The organism is Mesorhizobium sp. WSM4935, from assembly GCF_029625735.1.
In the GTDB taxonomy this organism is placed as follows: Bacteria; Pseudomonadota; Alphaproteobacteria; order Rhizobiales; family Rhizobiaceae; genus Mesorhizobium.
In genome coordinates this window covers 188,213-205,228 of the sequence record NZ_JARTVR010000001.1, presented here as the reverse complement: position 1 = coordinate 205,228, position 17,016 = coordinate 188,213, and the positions used below count along the sequence as shown (strand labels likewise).

Below are 17,016 nucleotides of genomic sequence, written 5' to 3'. Positions count from 1 at the left end.
AAAAGATTTCTATCTGTCGCCGGCTATCAAATCGCCCGCATGCTTCATCTCCCCGCCCCCACGGCGAAACTGCGCCGCAACCCTTCTCAGCCGGACCGCGATAGGCATGCTCATATGCCCGATCGCGGCCGGATCCCTGAGCGCCGCGCCGATCGCCTTGAGCGGCGCGCGCGCCTTGATGTGCTGAACCAGGGACAGGAACGACGCCGCCTTGCGCAGGCTGCGGCCACGCCTGGCGAAGGCCGCCTTTGCGCTGCTGTCCATGGGATATGCCGCCGCGAAGGCGGCGTCGGCGCGCGTCATCGCCTCGACGTGATGCAATTCGAGCACCCGTGAGATCGAGCCGGTGCGGATGTGATAGACATAGCCGACGGTCGGCTCGACCACGCAGCGGCCGCCGCTGGCCAGCGCGCTGGCCAGGAGAATGTAGTCCTCGCCGATGCGCAGCTTCTCGTCGTAGCGCAGCCTATTGTCGTCGAGGAAGCGGCGCTGGAAGATCGGCTTGAGATAGCCGAGATTGAAGCGCGATTCGAAGACCAGATTGCCGTCGATATAGTCGGCCAGCGAGATTTCGCGCAGGCCTTCGAGATAGCCGGCCGGGAACATGGTGTCGTCGGGGGTGCCGTCCTCGCGCACGACCTGCACATTGTCGACCGCAATCTGGGCGCCCGCCGCTTCGGCGCGGGAGATCATCGTGGCCAGGCGGTCGGGAAGAACCGCATCGTCGGAATCGAGCACCGCCACCCAGCGGCCACGCGCAAGGTCGAGGCCGGCATTGCGGGCGCCGCCCGGGCCGCGATTGGCGGGCAGCGCCACCACCCTGACGATATCTTGCGGATAGGCGCGCGCCACATCCAGCGTGCCGTCGCGCGACTGGTCGTCGACGACGATGACCTCGACGGTCACGCCAAGTTGGGCGATCGCGCCGGCGATGGCGCGGTCGAGAGTGGCCTCCGCATTGTAGGCGGCGATGACGAAGCTGACGTCAGGCTGCACGCTTGTTCCCTTGTTCTGGCGACGTGAGGCCGTATTGGCGGATTTCACGGACACCTACCAAACCGCTGACGACGCCAACGTGCATAATGCCACGCAACACGCTGCGGTTCCGTCGCACCGGACTGATCGCGGTCAAAATCGCCATGCCGAAACAGTAGGCGGCCTTGGCGGAGGCAAGCCCGACCTGGCCGGCACGGCGCATGCCGCCGGCGCCGCGCCCGATCAGGTGGCCATGCGTCTGGCCGAAGCGGAAGCGGCGGCGGCGCAGCCAGTCGAACGCGGCCCTGGCGCGCGGCACGACCTCGTCGACGAAGGCATCAGGCGCAAAGGCGATGCGTCCGCCGGCCTTGACCATGGCGTCGAAGAATTCGGTGTCCTCGCCGCCGGTCTGGCCGCGCGCCAGGCTGAAGCGCCGGCCGCGCAGGCTCGCATCGGCCGTTCTGAGCAGGACGTTGCAGGTGTAACCGGTGCGGATCTCGCCGCGTACCCAGACCGGCAAGGTGGAATGGAAGTCGCCCTTCCGCATCCAGTCCGGTGCGTCCTGGCGGTAATGCGCCCGCACCGGGCCGAGCACCGCCGCGGCGCCCGTTGCGTCGGCCGCCGCCATCAACTCGACCAGCCAGGAGGGCGACGCCGTCTCGTCGTCGTCGATGAAGGCGACGAAGTCCGAAACGCTGGCGTCGAGGCAGGCGTTGCGGGCGATCGAGATGTTGCGCGCCGGCGCGTGGCGGTAGCGGATCGGCAGGTTCAGCTCTTCGGCCAAAGCCTTCACCACCTTCTGCGCGCTGGGTTCATCGTCATTGTCGGCAATGACGATGCCGATCTCCAAACCCTTAGGCTTCTCCAGCGCGGCGACGGAGCGCAGCGTGTCGGCCAGCTCCAGCCGGCGGAAGGTGCAGATGCAGATGTCGATCGAGCGCCCGGCCATCACGCCACCTTGCGCTGCGAGCGGGAGGTCAAAAGCTGCTGCCAGAACCCGACGGACCAGCCGAAATGCATGACCATTGCCGAGACGCCGGCAAGCGCTATGCCGGCATTGCGCTGGCGTATCGCGGTCACGATGCCGTAGCCGAGGCACACCGCCGCCCACAAGAGGAATGGCACCGCCGCCAGCCAGTGGAGGAAGGAAAACAGGGCGAGCAGCACCACGGGCGCAACCAGCAGCGGAATCATCTGCCGGACCTTCGGCACCATGCGGTGCTTCAGCACGTTCCTGGCGCGGCCGCGGCCATAGCCGAGATATTGGAAATAGAGGCTCTTCAGCGTCGAGCGCGGATAATAGACCATCTGCGTCCTGCCGCTCATCCAGATGCGGCAGCCGGCCTGGCGCAGGCGGTAGTCGAGCTCGGCGTCCTCGTTGTGGCTGAAGCTCTCGTCATAGCCGCCGACATGCCGGAAGGCGGCGATGCGCATCAGCGCGTGGTGGCCATGGTCGACCCACTCGCCCTCGGACATATGCCGGTGCTTCGAGCCGCCGGTGCCGAGCTTGGAGTTCTGCGCCGCCGCGACCGCTTTCTGCACGGCGCCGGTGCCGGCGGTCAGCATCGAAACGACGACCGAATCGGCGCCGGTGGCAAGGGCTTCCTCGACCAGCCGGTCGCAGTAGTCATCCGGGTAGCCGCCGTGCGCGTCGATGCGAATGAGGTAGTCGACGCCTTCGCCGAGGCTCGCCACCGCGAGATTGACGGCCGCGCTCTGCAGGCGCTTCGGATTGGCGAGCAGGATCACCCGGGGATCCTTCGCCACGACGTTTTCGACGATGGCTTGCGTGCCGTCGGAGCTGCCGCCGTCGGCGACGACGATGCGACCGCCGAGCCGTGCCGCCGCGGGCCGCAATTGGTCGAGCAGGCCGCCGATATGGGTCGCCTCGTTGAGGCAGGGAACGACGATCAGGATCGACGGGGCAGCCTGCGTCACCGGTTCTTGCACGTCACCTCCCATCACGCCGCCGCCTCCGTCACAAAGGTTGAAGGCATGGCGGCGAGGCCGCTCAGCTTTGCAACGAAAGCCGCGCAGTCGCTGCGGTCGTAGCTCCAGGTCCGAGGATTGCGCGCCAGCACCCGCGACTTCAGGCCGCGATATTGATCCTGATCCATCCCGCCGAGCATCGCTTCGATGCCCTCGGGCGTCGCTTCGGACAGAAGCACGCCGATATCCTGCCGCTTCAGGAATCGGCCGGTTTCGGTGCCCGCCATCGAGATCGGCACGGCGCCGAAGCGGCAGCCTTCATAAAGACGGTTGGGAAGCAGCCATTCGGAATTCTGGCCGGCTTCGAAGAAATCGATCGCCCAGGAGAAATGCACTTGCCCGTAGATGGCCGCCATATCCTCCGGGTTGCGGTAAGGCCCGCCGAACGAAAGCCAGGGCTCGGCCTCGACGAAACCGTGAAAGTCCGGGAATTCGGACAGCGCCGGGCGACCCCTGAGCACGACCTCGAAACGCCCTGCCTGACGGCGGGTGAAATCGGCCAGCAGTTCCAGCGAACGGCGGCAGCGCAGCGCGCCGAACCAGCCGATGCGCCAGGGCGGCGTCGCAGGGCTGTCGTCCCCCAAGGAATGCGCGGCGACAACGGACGCCGCCTCGAAATATTTGTTCTCGATCAGCTCGACGGGTGCGACGATCTGCCCGAAAGGCTTGAAATAATTGGCGATGAAGGCCGGCGAGCTCGTCACCAGAAGCTTCACGTCGCGGGCGAGATGACGTTCGGCGCCGCGCAACGTCCTGCCGAGGAAATCGTCGCGCAACACCAGGCGATGGATATCCAGGCATTCATAAACAATAGGCACGTTTGCCCCGAGCGTGGCATTGGCGCGGCGGGCCAGCGCCAGCATTTCGAGGTTACGCGCGATGATGAGATCGGGCGTCGGCATGGCGCCCAGCTTCGCGCCGATCGACATGGCGGCCTTGGCGACCGCGCCCAGGCGTTGCGCGAATCGGCCGTCGCGCGTCGCGCCGAGGTCGATGGGCTCGATACCCTCGATCTCGGCGACCGGGCTGGTCGTGCGGCGGAAGCCCGCCAGGGTGACCCCGGCGCCGCCTGCCTTGAGCATCTGCACCCTCCGGCGCACAGCCGGATCGGATACGTCATGCACAAGGTACAAGACATGCAGCATGTAACTCGACCGCTGTTGGCCCACCCGTCGGGATGCTAGTACAGCTTTTGCTGCATCGCAACAATTTTGGTGCGCCGTAGCAAATGCGCGACCATTCACGCTGCGCTGCACAATTCTTCAGTAGATCGCCGGCTACCTTCGCATCGGCCCGGTGCGTCGCGCGCGATTCGAAGCGATCGCGCCGAAGCATAAGCAGTCGCTCAATTATTATGTTGCAGCGCAATAAGAAATGGTTTTAAATTCGTAAACGTAAAGTAGGCCGTCAGAACTGAACGTTGGGGACTGCCACCTGCACTTTGTTGCGGCGTGGAAGTGCATGGTTGTGATGACTTGGCGCCGCTGGCAAATTTTACGACGACTCCCCATGCCGATGGTTTGCACGGAGGAGATGTGACATGGGCAGATCTCTTCGTGTTGCCGTCTACAACGACCGGTATCCGACAAGTTTCGTAACGCCGCGCTCATCCAGACATACGATGGTGCGCAAGCGTTTCCTGCCGTTCAACCTGATCTCGACGAAACTGGAGGGCGTCACACTGATCGAGCCCGACCGCTCTGTGGATCTCGTGCATGCCTTCAATCGCATACCGCTCAATTCCTCCAAGTTCATCATTTCATTTGAATCCCATTTGCCGCGTCAGTTCGCCCTGCGCAAAGAGGGTCGGATAGCGACCTACATGCGATCGCGGATTGCCGGCCACGGCTGCCGCCGGATCATCGCGCTGTCGCATTTTGCCCGCAGATGTTTCCTGAGCCAGCACGCCGACAACCCGGATGCCGGCTTGCTTTCGGATAAGCTGATCGTGCGCCATCCCAACATCGTCATTCCCGCCGTCGAGGACGCCATGGCGGGCGACGGCGCGGCAGAGCTCGTGTTGACTTTCGTCGGCGCGCATTTCGGCCGCAAGGGCGGGTGCGTGGCGGTCAAGATCGCTGAAAAGGCGATCGAGCGGAACCTGCCGATCCGGGTGAATATCGTCTCCAGCCTGCTTGTTGGCGGCCATGTGTGGACCGACCCGACCAGCCCCGGCTTCTTCGATCCCTATACCAAGCTGCTCAGCTTGAAAAACGTCCAGCACCATGGCGCGCTGCCCAACGACGCGGTGCTGCGGCTGCTGGGCAAATCGCATTTCGCAATCCTCGCAACCTTCGGCGACACGTTCGGCTACTCGGCCATCGAATCGATGTCGCAGCACACGCCGGTGCTTGGAACCAGGGTGTGCGCTTTGCCGGAATTCCTGGAGGACGGCGTCAACGGGATTTCGTTGCCGGTGAAGCTCACGGAAGACGGTGACTGGTGGAATCCGGGGTATGATTTGCGTGGCGATCCCGGGTACGCGCAATATTTCCGCGACGAGGTCGAGCGCCTCGCCACCGAGGCCGTCGACCGACTGACCGTCTATATAGGGCAGCCAAATCTGATGGCACCGCTTCGCCGTGGGGCCCGCCGAACGGCGGAGACCCTGTTCGCGTCGGGGCCAGCGGGTGAATTTCTCGACGCGCTCTACGAGCGCGTGGCATTCGAGCGCAGCGGGGAACCCGCACGGCTCGATCCGGCGCTCGATCTATCTTCTCCGCAGTCGCCGCTAGCTGCGGGCCTCTCGCAAACCACCTCCGCCCCAATCCCCTCGGCCGCTTGAGCGCCTGAAGTGCCGTGCTGAAACGGAAACAGCCGGCGCGCTTTGAACCTCTGTTTGAACATGTCGTTGTTCGCCGTCCCTTCTGCGACCAGTAAAATTTGCTGCATTGCAACAATTTTGATGCGGCGTCGCAAAAATTGCCATATCCTTGCTTCATGATTGAGGGCGGACGGGGCATTTCGGTGCTCAATGACGGTCCGATACACGGGCCCGGATTGAGCGAAAGTCAGGAATCCTGAATTTGCAAGCCAGTGCATTCGATCCGCCAGAAGGCTCTCTTCGAAAATCGGTCGGGCGCGGCGCCGTCGTAACGGCCGTGGCGCAGGGGGTGCGGGTGGCGACGCAGATGATCTCCGTCATCGTGCTTTCCCGTCTGCTGTCGCCCCAGGATTTCGGCGTTGTGGCCATGTGCGCGCCGGTGCTTGCCTTCATCGCGCTGTTCCAGGATTTCGGCCTGACCCAGGCGACGATCCAGAAGACCGGCATTCGCCACGAGGAAGTCAATTACCTGTTCTGGATCAACGTGGCTGTGAGCACACTGCTTGCCTGCGTGCTCGCGGCTTCGGCGCCGATGGTCGCCGCCTTCTATGGCGAGCCGCGCGTGACGGGCCTGGTCGCCGCCTTCGGCCTCCAGATCATAGCCTATGGCCTGGGAGCCCAGCATGTGGCGCTGTTGACGCGCCGCATGGAATTCACGCGGCTGGCCGTCATCGACATCGCCAGCGCTATTATCGGCGTCGCCGTCTCGATCGCATGGACCTTCATCGACCGTTCCTATTGGGCGCTTTTCGCCGGCACGCTGGCGAGCGCCGTGCTGCCGACGCTGTGCTACTGGGCTTCCTCGCGCTGGCGTCCCGGCGTGCCACGCAAGGTCGAGGGCATCGGCGGGCTGATCAATTTCGGCGCCGGCATCACCGGCTTCAACTTCGCCAATTTCTTTGCCCGCAACCTCGACAATGTGCTGATCGGCAAATACTGGGGCGAGGCGCAGCTCGGCCTTTATGACCGCGCCTACAAGCTGCTGCTTTTCCCGCTCAGCCAGATCACCAACCCGCTGGCGAAGGTGATGGTGCCGGCGCTCTCGCGGCTGAAGGACGAGCCGGACCGCTACCGCAGCGCCTATCTGCGCGTCATGCCGCTGATCCTTCTGGTGGCGCTTCCGGGCGTCGCCTTCGCCGCCGCGATGGCGGACATGCTCATCCCCTTCGTGCTCGGCGAGCAGTGGCGGGGAAGCGCGCCGATCTTCCTGGCGCTGGGCTTTGCCGGACTGCTGCAGCCGCTCAACAACCCCGCGGGATGGCTGTTCGTCAGCCAGGGCCGTTCGGGCGACTTCATGCGCTGGGGTATCGTCACCGCAGTGACCTCGGTACTGGCCTTCGCCATCGGCCTGCCTTACGGCGCGCTCGGCGTCGCCGTCGCCTACGCGGTCAGCGAATATATGCGCACGCCTTTCCTGTGGCTCTATGTCGGCAGGCACGGACCGCTCAAGGCCAGCCATGTGCTTCACGCGGCACTGCCTTTCGTGCTGGGCGCGCATCTGGCCTTCGGCGCGGTCTGGCTCGCCAAACCGTTGCTGCAGGCCCCGCCCGTCGTCGTGCTGGCCGGCGGCGCGGCGCTCTCCTATGCCGTCACTATCATCGTCGCGCTCGCCTTCGGCGCGGGGCGAGAAGCGCTTCGCGAGGCGTTGCGCCTGGTCCCGGCACGGGGGCTTCTCGCCGCGCCGAGCGGGGCGAAATGAGCCCGCGCGACACGCTGATCTCAGGACAGGATAACCGCATGAACTATCGATCGATTTCAGACATGAACGATGCGATCGTGCGCAACCTGCACCGGTTGCCGCGCGACATCGACCTGGTCGTCGGCGTGCCGAGAAGCGGCATCCTCGCCGCGACGCTGGTCAGCCTGACGGCGAACATCCCGATGACCGATCTCGACAGTTTCCTGGCTGGCCGGATCTATACGTCTGGTATCACGAAGCGCTGGGCGGGCCTGGACCGGCAGGCCTCCGACATGCGCAAGATCCTGGTGATCGACGACAGCATCATCGGCGGCACCGCCATGCGCGATGCGCGCGAAAAGGTCGTGGCCAGCGGAATCGAGGGCGATTTCATCTTCGCCGCCGTGTTCGGGCTGACACTGCAGCATGAGGAAACCGACATGGTCTTCGAGGCCGTGCCGCATCCGAGGATGTTCCAGTGGAATTTCATGCATCACGTCTTCCTCGAGCAATGCTGCGTCGACATTGACGGCGTGCTTTGCCTGGATCCGACCGAGGAGGAAAACGACGACGGCCCTGCCTACGAGAAATTCCTCACCGAGGCGCGGCCCCTGCTCGGCCCGACTCGCAAGATCGGCTGGCTGGTGACGAGCCGTCTGGAAAAATACCGCAAGCTGACCGAGGCCTGGCTTGCCGCCCACGACATCAAATACGACCGTCTCGTCATGCTCGACCTGCCCAACAAGGCCGAACGGCAGCGGCTCGGCGCGCATGGCAGCTTCAAGGCCGAGTTCTACCGCAAGTCGGACGCCATCCTGTTCATCGAGAGCGAACACCAGCAGGCGCTGAGGATCGCCGAATTGTCGGGCAAGCCGGTGCTGTGCGTCGAAACCAACGTCGTGAGCTACCCCAACGCGCTGTCGCTGCCGGCGCTCGAGCAGGCTGCCCGCAACCTTCCGACCCGGCTGCGGCAGGTCAATTCACCCGGCGGACGTAAGGCTGTCGCCAAGAAAATGGCACGGCTGCTGCTTGGCGAGCGCGGCTATGAATCGGTGAAGAACCGGGTCAAGCGGCCGGCCTGACGGCTGCCAATTGGAGCAAATCCTGACGCCCATTGCGATGCAAAGTTCAGACCATCGAAAATGAACGCTCCCTGAGAAGCCCACCGCCATCGGGGTGCCGCTAGAGGAGATCGGCTTATGGACATCACACGCAGAAAGTTCCTGCCACCGCTTTGCGTTTTCGTGGCAATGCCGTTACTTGCGGGCCGCGCCTTGGCCCAAACCGCTGCCGAGCAAGGGGCGAAGCCTGCCCTCGACCCGCTTCCCGACTGGTCGAAGGTCAAGCTCCAGCTCTGGAAATACGGCAATCCGTTCGTTCCCTCGCAATGGAACGAACCCAAGCTTGGCGGCTACGGCTGGAAAGGTGAGAACGTCAAGATCGTCAACGGTGAGCTTCAGTTGACCGTCAGCGAGAAGGCCTCGGCGCAGGTCATTACCGGTGGCAAGTCGGACGCCTCATCGGCGCGTTGGGAAGTGGACGTCACACTGCCGAAGATGAGGCCAGGGCTCATCGCCGCGCCGCTCTGGACATTCAACGACAAGGCCCACGAGGAAATCGACTTCGAAATCGTCGGCACGAAAGGGCTGCAGCTTACCGTCTGGGCGAGCGTGAACAACCAGCATAAGAGCGTCTGGGTCAAATGGATCGAGCTCGGAGACCTGTCCGGCAAGCGTTACCGGCTCGGCATCGAATACGAAGCGGGCAAGCGTGTGACTTTTCTGATCAACGGGAAAGAAGCCGCCGTCGTGACGCCCGCCGATACGGCCGGCGGCGCCTTTCCGAACAATCCCATGAGGCCCTATTTCGACCTGTGGGTCGCGGCGGGAACCGTGATGGACCCGCGCTGGGCCGGCCAATGGGAGCCGATGGCGCCCACCGACAAGTTGGTCATGACGATACACGGCTACAAGAGGACCGATCTCGGCTCCTAGAGCATTTCACCGTTTCACGGAAACAGTGAACCGCTCTATCTTCTTGTTTTTTTATGCAATTCCGGACGGAAGGCTACGGCGAAACCGCCGAGCCTAACCGCTCACGCTTTTGCTGGAATTGCTCTAAGCGGCTCCCAGAAAGCCGTTTTGCGCTTTCCTGGAATTGCCCTACGCCGCACGCCGGACGCCCTGCCGGGCCGCCCTTTCGAGCAGATCGAGAAACACCACCAATTGCCGCGCGGGATCGAGCTCCGGGCGCTTGGAGAAGGCGAGAGCCGCGGCCGAAAGCCGTTCGTATTCCTGGCGATCTTTCCACAGGCGCTTCACCGCCGAAGCCCAGTCGGTAAGCGGAGCATCGTAGTCGAGCACCACGCCGCCGGGACCGATAGCTTCGGGCAGGCCGCCGCGCCTCGAGCCGACGACCGGGATGCCGCTGCAATGCGCCTCGGACGCCACGCGGCCCCAGGCTTCCTCCCATTTGCTCGGCGCAAGCAGGATTTTGGTGCGGCCATAGACCGTCTTCATGTCGTTGGTGCGGTTTTCGAGCTTGATGTTCGAGAACGGCGCGATGGTCTTCTCGACGCGGGCGCGATGGTCGTCGTCCAGTTTCCAGCTCTCCACGAAGAGGAACGGAATCTCCGGGCAGGCAGCCGCGATCTTGACCGCCAGACCGAAACCCTTCTCCTCATAGGGGTTGATCATGGTGACGAATTCGCCGGTCGTGTGCGTGCAATAGAGGGCGTCATTGATGGTCGGCGGAAGCACGATGGATTCGATGCCGAATTTTTCCCTGTAGGTGCGCGCGGTGAATTCCGAATTGGCGATATACAAGGCCGAACCGAGTTCGCGCGGGTCGCCTGCAAGCTCATGGAATTCGACATTGTGCAGATAGACGACCAGCGGCACGCCTTCGGCAAGGAGCGCTTTTCCGAGCTGAACGGATTTGTGGCATTGCACGACGGCGACGTCGGGCCTGGTTTTCCTGACGGCGAAGCCCGTCGCCTCCCAGGGAAACCAGGCGCGCATCACCGGGTAACCGGGAAAATTGTCGACCACCGCCGGCTGCCGCAGCAGCTTCATCTTGGCGCGTGCCTTGAAGCCGAACATGCCGTCGCCGAACAGCGAGGCGAGGACCGACGCCTGGTGGCCGTGCTCGATCAGCTGTTCGACCAGATGATGGGTGTTGGATTGCACACCGCCGGTGAACTCTGGAATGTATCCGTTGCCGCTTGCAAAAAGCACTTTCATCGTTCGGCTCCTAATTCGGCCCGGGCGACCATCCGCAACCCACGGCTGATCAGCTTGCGCCGCGCGCCAATGGAAGCTTCGACGTCATCGCCCGGCACAACCGGCCGAGCGAGGCGGAAAGCGACAGCGTCGAATACTCCCGCCATAATTTCGATGCCGGGATCACCTTTCCCGCCTTCAGGTCCCTGACCAGATGATGCGGGAAGGAGTGCATGTACTCCCTGACGATGTCGGCCTTCAACGGACCCGCCTTCCATCCCTTCACCGCCGAGACGAATTCATCGGCGGGGGCGGATGCCAGGCCCGTGTCATAGGCTTCGAAGGTGCGCCGCACGATGGCGCGTTCCTTGTCGCTGAGCGACGTCTTTCCGGCTCGTTCGGCAAGCTGGGCGTAGCGGCGGATGTCCGCGGCCGCATGGTGCCATAGGCCTTTCCTTGCCATGATGCTCGAGCGCTGCAGCAGCGCCTGCATCTCGAGATCGGCCGTCTTCGGCAAGGCCTGTTCCGAGCGATCGAGATATTCGTGGAGATCGACCGACTTATAGATCTCTTCCATGATCACGCGGTCATAGGACCCCCAGGCCTTTATCCGGTCTGTATAGGAAATCACGACCTTGGTGCTGCCGCGAACCATGTCGTGCTGGCGCTGGAAGAACATCAGACCGTCGACACGGATTGCCTTGAACCGGCGCGCGAGCCTCAGCATCATCTCATAGTCCTGCGACCGGACCAGGGTCTCGTTGAAGCCCCCAACCTCCTCATAACATTTGCGGCGCACCAGCAGGCCCGGTTGGTGAACGTGGCAGTATTCGAGGTGAGACGGGAAGAAATTGTCCTGGGTGACGTGGCCGAAGGCGACGATCTCGTAATCCTGCTCCTCGATCTGGGCGGAGCGCTGGAAACGCGCGTATTCGCCGAAGGCGAAATCGGCCTCCGGTTGCCGCTCGAAGGCGTCGAGAAACCGTTCCAGCGCCGTCGGGTGCGCGACGTCGTCGTCGTCGAATATCCAGACGAAATCCCCCGTGCAGTGCTTCAGGGCGAAATTCAGCGCCGTCGACTTGCCGCCATTTTCCTTGCGGTAATATTCCACCGGCGCCGGGAACGAGGCCGCCACCGCGCCGGTGTTGTCGGTCGAGCCGTCGTCAACGATGAGGATCTGATCCGGCACCACAGTCTGCCGGAGCAGGCTGTCGATGGCTTCGGGCAGGAATTTTTCGCGGTTGAAGGTGGGGACGATGACGGTGACCGTCGGTTTGCGCTGCGCAGCCATTGGCGACCTCATGCTGGAGCAACTCCAGGAAAAGCGTGAGACGGCTTTCCGTCCGGAATTGCGTGAAAACAAAGAGCTTCTGTTCCGCCTGTCTTACGCATTCTGCGGTTCCAGATTGGCGAAAGGATTGGTGCATGGTTGCCAGCCGGTGAAGCGGATCGGATCATCGGGCGAGCTGCGCCAGGCATAATCGGTCAGCATGTGGAACTCGGCGACGACCCAGCGGTCGAAATGGCGCAGATCGCGTCGCTTGTCCTGAGGCAGCAGCTCGCGCGCCTTGCCGAGCTTCACCGTTTCGGCCAGCGTCACCGCGTCCGCCAGCTTGGCGCTGGGGAATATCCAGGGGTTGCGGTTCCGGAATTCGAGCACGAATTGCTGCAGGTGCTCGACGCGCATGTTAAGTGGACCGAAATATCTTTCGAGCGTGACGCGAACCAGGTCCTCGTCCGAGAAGGACGAGACGGCTGCGGCCGCGATGCCGGTGGAGGCGACCCCGCCGGCGACGATGGCCAGTGCGGTGCGGCGCGTGATCTTCATCGAGCCCTCCCTCATGCCGCCAGCTTCCCCGCCGCCCGCAGGGACAAGGCAGCCGCCGTCAGGCTTGGATTGGCGCAGGAACAGCTCGGATAGGTGCTGGTGCCGACGACCACGAGGTTCCTGAGCTGGTGGTGGATCATGTCGCGGTCGACCACGGAATCGGCGGGGCCTGTTCCCATCCGCAGCGTGCCTTGCACATGCGACTCGGTCGGCCTTATGCCGCGATCGAAGATCTGCTCGACGGGCAGCGGCTTGAGCAGCTCCGGCAGCCTTTCCAGCGCTTTCGCCATGCCCTTGGTGGCATAGTCCGACGCGCCCTTGAAGCTCACGAACGCGTTCTCGTCCTTGTCGAGGACCACCCGGTTTTCGGGGTCGAGCAGGTTCTCGGTGACGACGACCAGCGGCAGCACCTGCCGCAGCCTGCCCTTCTCGGCGCGCATGCCGTGCTGCCAGCGATTTTCGAAATAGACGAGCGCCGCCGCATGCTCGGCCCGGTGCGGCCCGTCATAGAGGCCGAAATTCAGGCCGGTGGTGATGGTCGAGCCGTCGAAATTGTCGACGCCGCCGAGATAGGCCTCGTAGTTCCAGCCATAGGATTCATGCAGGCCCAAGCCGACGAACTCGCCGCCAAGTCCGGAGCGCAGCATGATCGCCGGGCTCTGTATGGCATTGGCGCCAAGGACGAAGAGATCGCCGCTGACTGAATATTCCTTATCGTCCCGCACGAATGCGACGGAGCGGACCGCGGCGCCGGCATGGTCGAACCGGCGCACCTCGGCTCCGAGGCAAACCGAGACGTCCGGATGCTGGAAGACGTGCATCAGGCCGTTGTTGACGGTGAACTTGGCGTCCGCCGGACACAGCCAGCACCTGAGATTGGCGCAGCAGGAGGAGCGCTGCGACGTCGCCACACGCGCCCGGGCGGTCGGCATGACGAAGTGCTGGTCCGGCTGCGCCGCTTTCATCATGCGGTCGGGCGTCGACATGCGATGCGGCGGCTGCGGAAACGGCCGCGAGCGCGGCAACATCCGCGCCATGTCGGGATCGCCCGAGATCGACATGATCTCCTCGGCGTCGCCGTAGAACGGCTCGAGCTCGTCATAGCTGATCGGCCAGTCGTTGCCGACGCCGTAGGTGCTCTTCAGCTTGAAGTCGTTGGGATGGAAACGCGGCGTCTGCGCGAACCAGCAATTGGTGCCGCCGCCAAGACCGATCGTGTAGTTCCACGGCTTGTCGGCGTTGTCGGTCTTGTAGGTGCTTTCGTCGTCTATGTCGGTGTTGGCGTTCTGGCTGAGCTGCCATTCATGTGTGTTGTGACGGCCCCATTCCAGTACCAGGACGCGGGCTTTGCGCCGCTTCAGGAACTCGTGCAGGAAGAAGGACGACCCGAAGCCGGATCCGATGACGACGAGATCGAAATGCTCGTTGGCGATTTGTTCGGGCCGAACGTCGAGCACCATCAGATCGAACCCTCCTGCTTCACGCGCATGGTCATTGTCGGCCCCGTTGCCGTTGGCGGCCATCGTTTTTCTTGAGGCAAGCAGCCATCGTCATGCGGCCATCCTGCCGATCGAGAAATATTCGATGCCGTAGCGCGCGATCACCTTGGGATCGTAGAGATTGCGGCCGTCGAAGATGACCGGCGTCGTCAGCGCATCCTTGAGCGCGTCGAAGGACGGCGCGCGGAAGCTCTTCCATTCGGTGCAGATCAACAGCGCGTCGGCGCCGCGCAGCGCCGCTTCCTTGGTGCCGCACAAAAGCAGATCCTCGCGCAGGCCGTAGATCGACTGGCACTCCTGCATCGCCTCGGGATCGTAGGCCTGCACCTTGGCGCCGGCTGCCCACAGCGCCTCCATCAGCGTGCGCGACGGCGCCTCGCGCATGTCGTCGGTGTTGGGCTTGAAGGCGAGCCCCCAGACCGCAAAGGTCCTGCCCCTGAGCGCGCCCTTGAAATAGTGGTTGACCTTGTCGAACAGGACCGACTTTTGCGCATTGTTGCGCTCCTCGACGGCGCGCAGCAATTTGGGGTCGAACTTGACGCCCTCGGCGGTCTTGATCAGCGCGCGAACATCCTTCGGGAAGCAAGAACCGCCATAGCCGAGGCCGGGGTAGATGAAGTGGTAGCCGATGCGCGGATCCGAGCCGATGCCCTTGCGCACCTCCTCGATGTCGGCGCCCAGCTGCTCGGCGAGATTGGCCATCTCGTTCATGAAGCTGATCTTGGTCGCCAGCATGCAATTGGCGGCGTATTTGGTGAACTCGGCGCTGCGCACATCCATCACGATCATCTTCTCGTGGTTGCGGTTGAACGGCGCGTAGAGTTCGCGCATCACCATCTCGGTATCCTCGCTGGAGGTGCCGACGATGATGCGGTCCGGCTTCATGCAATCGGCGACCGCCGAGCCCTCCTTGAGGAATTCGGGATTCGAGGCGACGTCGAAGCTCAGATCCTCGCGGCCGCGCTTCTTCAGCGTCTCGGCGATCCTGGCCTTCACCTTTTCGCAAGTACCGACCGGCACGGTCGACTTGCCGACGACGATCTTGGGGCTGTCCATCTCCCGGCCGATGGTCTCGGCGACGGCCAGCACATATTTCAGGTCGGCGGAGCCGTCCTCGCCGGGCGGCGTGCCGACCGCGATCATCTGGATCTGGCCATGCCTGACCGCCGCTGCGGCGTCCGTGGTGAAGCGGATGCGCCCCGCAGCATGGTTTTCCTTGACAAGGTTTTCGAGGCCCGGTTCGAAAATCGGGATCAAACCCTGGTTGAGCCGCTCCACCTTCTTCTCGTCAACATCGACGCACACCACCTCATGGCCGACCTCGGCAAGCACTGCGGCCTGGACGAGACCGACATAGCCAATCCCAAACACCGTCAAATTCATTTGGTTCTATTCCTGTCAAAGGCCGGGCCACAAAAGCGGTCCGGCCGGTTCAGATGTCCCCCAGGCCCAACGGCCTAGCTGGTTCGGCATGATCTTACCCCAAAACCGGTTCCCCACTTTTGGGGATCATGCCTAATTGGAATTACTTATGCTGCATGCCAGCGATTCCGGAAACTGGCATGGCTGGCCCAAAGCGGTGAAAGCGGCGCGCTTGACCTGCATGGTCACCTTGCTGCCGGGATCGGTGAAGGCGCCCATCCAGTTGGTCAGCTTGTCGCTGCCCCAGAGGCTGAAGAAGATTTTCTGCGAATGCGTCGGCAGCTCGTCCGGGTTGGTCACCTCATGGACGAGCTTGCCGTTGATGTACCAGCGCAGCCGGTCCTTCTCCCAGACGAAGCCGTAATCGTTGAAACCCTTGTCGGCGCCGCCCTCGACGTCGACCAGCTTGCCGTTCTTCGGCTTGCCCTGGATGTAGCTGTTGACCTGCACTTTCGACGGATCCTTGGTGAGGACCTCGAAGTCGATCTCGTCCCAAGGCTGTTTGTCCTGCGGGCCGATATAGGAGAAGAAGGCGGCGTTGAGGCCGGAGCCGGTGCCGGTCTTCATGCGCGCCTCGTAGACGCCGTAGCCGTAGCGCTGCTTGGTCTGGATCTCGGCGCAGGCGAACTCGCGGTCCTTCAGCTTACGCTTTTCGAAGCCTAGCGATAGCACGCCGTCGGAAAGCCGCACGAGATCCTTCGACCAGGTGCAGTTCTGATGGGCGCCATTGGTCCAGCCGTCCGAGACAAACCAGCGGGACTGGTTGAAATTCGAGAAATTGTCGACGAAGGACGGCGCGCTTTGCGGCTCTTGCTGCGCCTCTTGCGCGTGCGCGGGATGCAGGCCCGCCGCAAGGGCCGCTGCAACCGCAAACAGGGCGCCGGCCACGCCGAGCCGCAGGCTGGTTAATCCCCTCCCTGGCGCATGCGACATCGCGCAAGCCGCCACGGTGGAGGTTTTGTCCGGATCTGCGTTCATAACAAACTCACCTTGTGTTGTCCGCCCAACCCAAGTCATCCTCGGTTCGCATGAGCGAGCCGCTTCTGATCCTCCGCCCTTTGAACTCCTCTAATGCCTCGTACCGATGACGGCGCCTGACGCGCCATCAGCCTCTTGCCGCCGCCTGCGCAGCAGGCCGGTCGGAACCATCCTCGACCATCGCGTCGAGCGAATGACGCAGTTCCCTCATCAAACTTTTTTGGCGAGCGAGCTCGGCAATGCGCCGCTCGCAATTCAGGATCGAGCTGGTCATCGCGCTGACGTCCGATCCCTTGCTGGCCGACGCCGATCCGTTCTCCATCGCCTCGACCAGGAAGGCCGCGTTGGCGGCCGTCGACTTGTAACGGTTCTCCAGCCCGGTTTTCTCCGCCTCGATCTCCGCCGCGATCTGGTCGAACAGCTTCGACAGCCGGTCGAAACGCTGGAGATCGGTCTGCCGGTCGCGCGCCGGATCCCGGGATCTGAAGCCAAAAATCGAAGCCATCCTATCGGCCTTTCGAAATTGCTGCATTGCAACATAGACTGCCATTCCGGCAGCGACTAGGCAACATCATAGTTTTCGGAATGCGGATTTTTTGAGG

At 63.2% G+C, this 17,016-nt stretch carries 15 protein-coding genes; 4 read left to right on the top strand and 11 right to left on the bottom strand.

From position 1 onward, the window contains the following. Window positions 1-9 precede the first annotated feature (9 nt). From P9273_RS00955 to P9273_RS00940, 4 genes are read right to left on the bottom strand one after another with little or no spacing between them, the layout of a single operon-like run. The gene (locus P9273_RS00955; RefSeq protein WP_278047228.1) at window positions 10-996 is read right to left on the bottom strand and encodes a glycosyltransferase family 2 protein; all 987 of its coding nucleotides are present in this window, start codon (window positions 994-996) and stop codon (window positions 10-12) included. Further along, the gene (locus tag P9273_RS00950) at window positions 986-1,924 is read right to left on the bottom strand and encodes a glycosyltransferase (protein ID WP_278047227.1); all 939 of its coding nucleotides are present in this window, start codon (window positions 1,922-1,924) and stop codon (window positions 986-988) included. The genes P9273_RS00955 and P9273_RS00950 overlap by 11 nt, the downstream gene beginning before the upstream one ends. Further along, window positions 1,924-2,937 (bottom strand): glycosyltransferase family 2 protein, encoded by a 1,014-nt coding sequence (locus P9273_RS00945; protein ID WP_278047772.1) that lies wholly within the window; start codon window positions 2,935-2,937, stop codon window positions 1,924-1,926. Before P9273_RS00945 ends, P9273_RS00950 begins: the two co-directional genes overlap by 1 nt. Beyond that, window positions 2,937-4,109 carry a glycosyl transferase family 1 gene (locus P9273_RS00940; RefSeq protein ID WP_278047226.1) on the bottom strand — a complete coding sequence of 391 codons (1,173 nt, stop codon included), beginning with the start codon at window positions 4,107-4,109 and terminating at the stop codon, window positions 2,937-2,939. The genes P9273_RS00945 and P9273_RS00940 overlap by 1 nt, the downstream gene beginning before the upstream one ends. 395 nt (window positions 4,110-4,504) lie before the next feature. On the opposite strand from P9273_RS00940, the gene P9273_RS00935 reads away from it, so the two are divergent. From P9273_RS00935 to P9273_RS00920, 4 genes are all read left to right on the top strand, one after another. After that, complete coding sequence (locus P9273_RS00935) at window positions 4,505-5,749, top strand: glycosyltransferase family 4 protein (RefSeq protein ID WP_278047225.1); 1,245 nt, start codon at window positions 4,505-4,507, stop codon at window positions 5,747-5,749. Window positions 5,750-5,990: 241 nt separating this feature from the next. After that, the gene (locus P9273_RS00930; protein WP_278047224.1) at window positions 5,991-7,487 is read left to right on the top strand and encodes a lipopolysaccharide biosynthesis protein; all 1,497 of its coding nucleotides are present in this window, start codon (window positions 5,991-5,993) and stop codon (window positions 7,485-7,487) included. A gap of 38 nt (window positions 7,488-7,525) precedes the next feature. Then, window positions 7,526-8,548 (top strand): phosphoribosyltransferase, encoded by a 1,023-nt coding sequence (locus P9273_RS00925; protein ID WP_278047223.1) that lies wholly within the window; start codon window positions 7,526-7,528, stop codon window positions 8,546-8,548. A gap of 117 nt (window positions 8,549-8,665) precedes the next feature. Then, on the top strand, window positions 8,666-9,460 hold the full coding sequence (locus P9273_RS00920; protein WP_278047222.1) for a family 16 glycosylhydrolase: 795 nt from the start codon (window positions 8,666-8,668) through the stop codon (window positions 9,458-9,460). Window positions 9,461-9,628: 168 nt separating this feature from the next. Here the strand turns inward: P9273_RS00920 and P9273_RS00915 are convergent, their stop codons facing one another. From P9273_RS00915 to P9273_RS00885, 7 genes are all read right to left on the bottom strand, one after another. After that, a complete protein-coding gene (locus tag P9273_RS00915; RefSeq protein ID WP_278047221.1) occupies window positions 9,629-10,708 on the bottom strand; it encodes a glycosyltransferase in 1,080 nt (359 codons plus the stop codon). 49 nt (window positions 10,709-10,757) lie between these two features. Beyond that, window positions 10,758-11,978 (bottom strand): glycosyltransferase family 2 protein, encoded by a 1,221-nt coding sequence (locus tag P9273_RS00910; RefSeq protein ID WP_278047220.1) that lies wholly within the window; start codon window positions 11,976-11,978, stop codon window positions 10,758-10,760. 93 nt (window positions 11,979-12,071) lie between these two features. Beyond that, window positions 12,072-12,515, bottom strand: coding sequence for a hypothetical protein (locus tag P9273_RS00905; RefSeq protein ID WP_278047219.1), 444 nt, complete (start codon window positions 12,513-12,515; stop codon window positions 12,072-12,074). Between the two features lie 11 nt (window positions 12,516-12,526). Further along, on the bottom strand, window positions 12,527-13,975 hold the full coding sequence (locus P9273_RS00900) for a GMC family oxidoreductase (RefSeq protein WP_336619359.1): 1,449 nt from the start codon (window positions 13,973-13,975) through the stop codon (window positions 12,527-12,529). Between the two features lie 90 nt (window positions 13,976-14,065). Beyond that, the gene (locus tag P9273_RS00895) at window positions 14,066-15,397 is read right to left on the bottom strand and encodes a UDP-glucose dehydrogenase family protein (protein ID WP_278047217.1); all 1,332 of its coding nucleotides are present in this window, start codon (window positions 15,395-15,397) and stop codon (window positions 14,066-14,068) included. A gap of 132 nt (window positions 15,398-15,529) precedes the next feature. Beyond that, window positions 15,530-16,414: a family 16 glycosylhydrolase gene (locus P9273_RS00890; RefSeq protein WP_278047216.1), complete on the bottom strand. Its 885-nt coding sequence runs from the start codon at window positions 16,412-16,414 to the stop codon at window positions 15,530-15,532. Window positions 16,415-16,541: 127 nt separating this feature from the next. Then, window positions 16,542-16,919 carry a hypothetical protein gene (locus P9273_RS00885; RefSeq protein WP_278047215.1) on the bottom strand — a complete coding sequence of 126 codons (378 nt, stop codon included), beginning with the start codon at window positions 16,917-16,919 and terminating at the stop codon, window positions 16,542-16,544. Window positions 16,920-17,016: the final 97 nt, after the last annotated feature.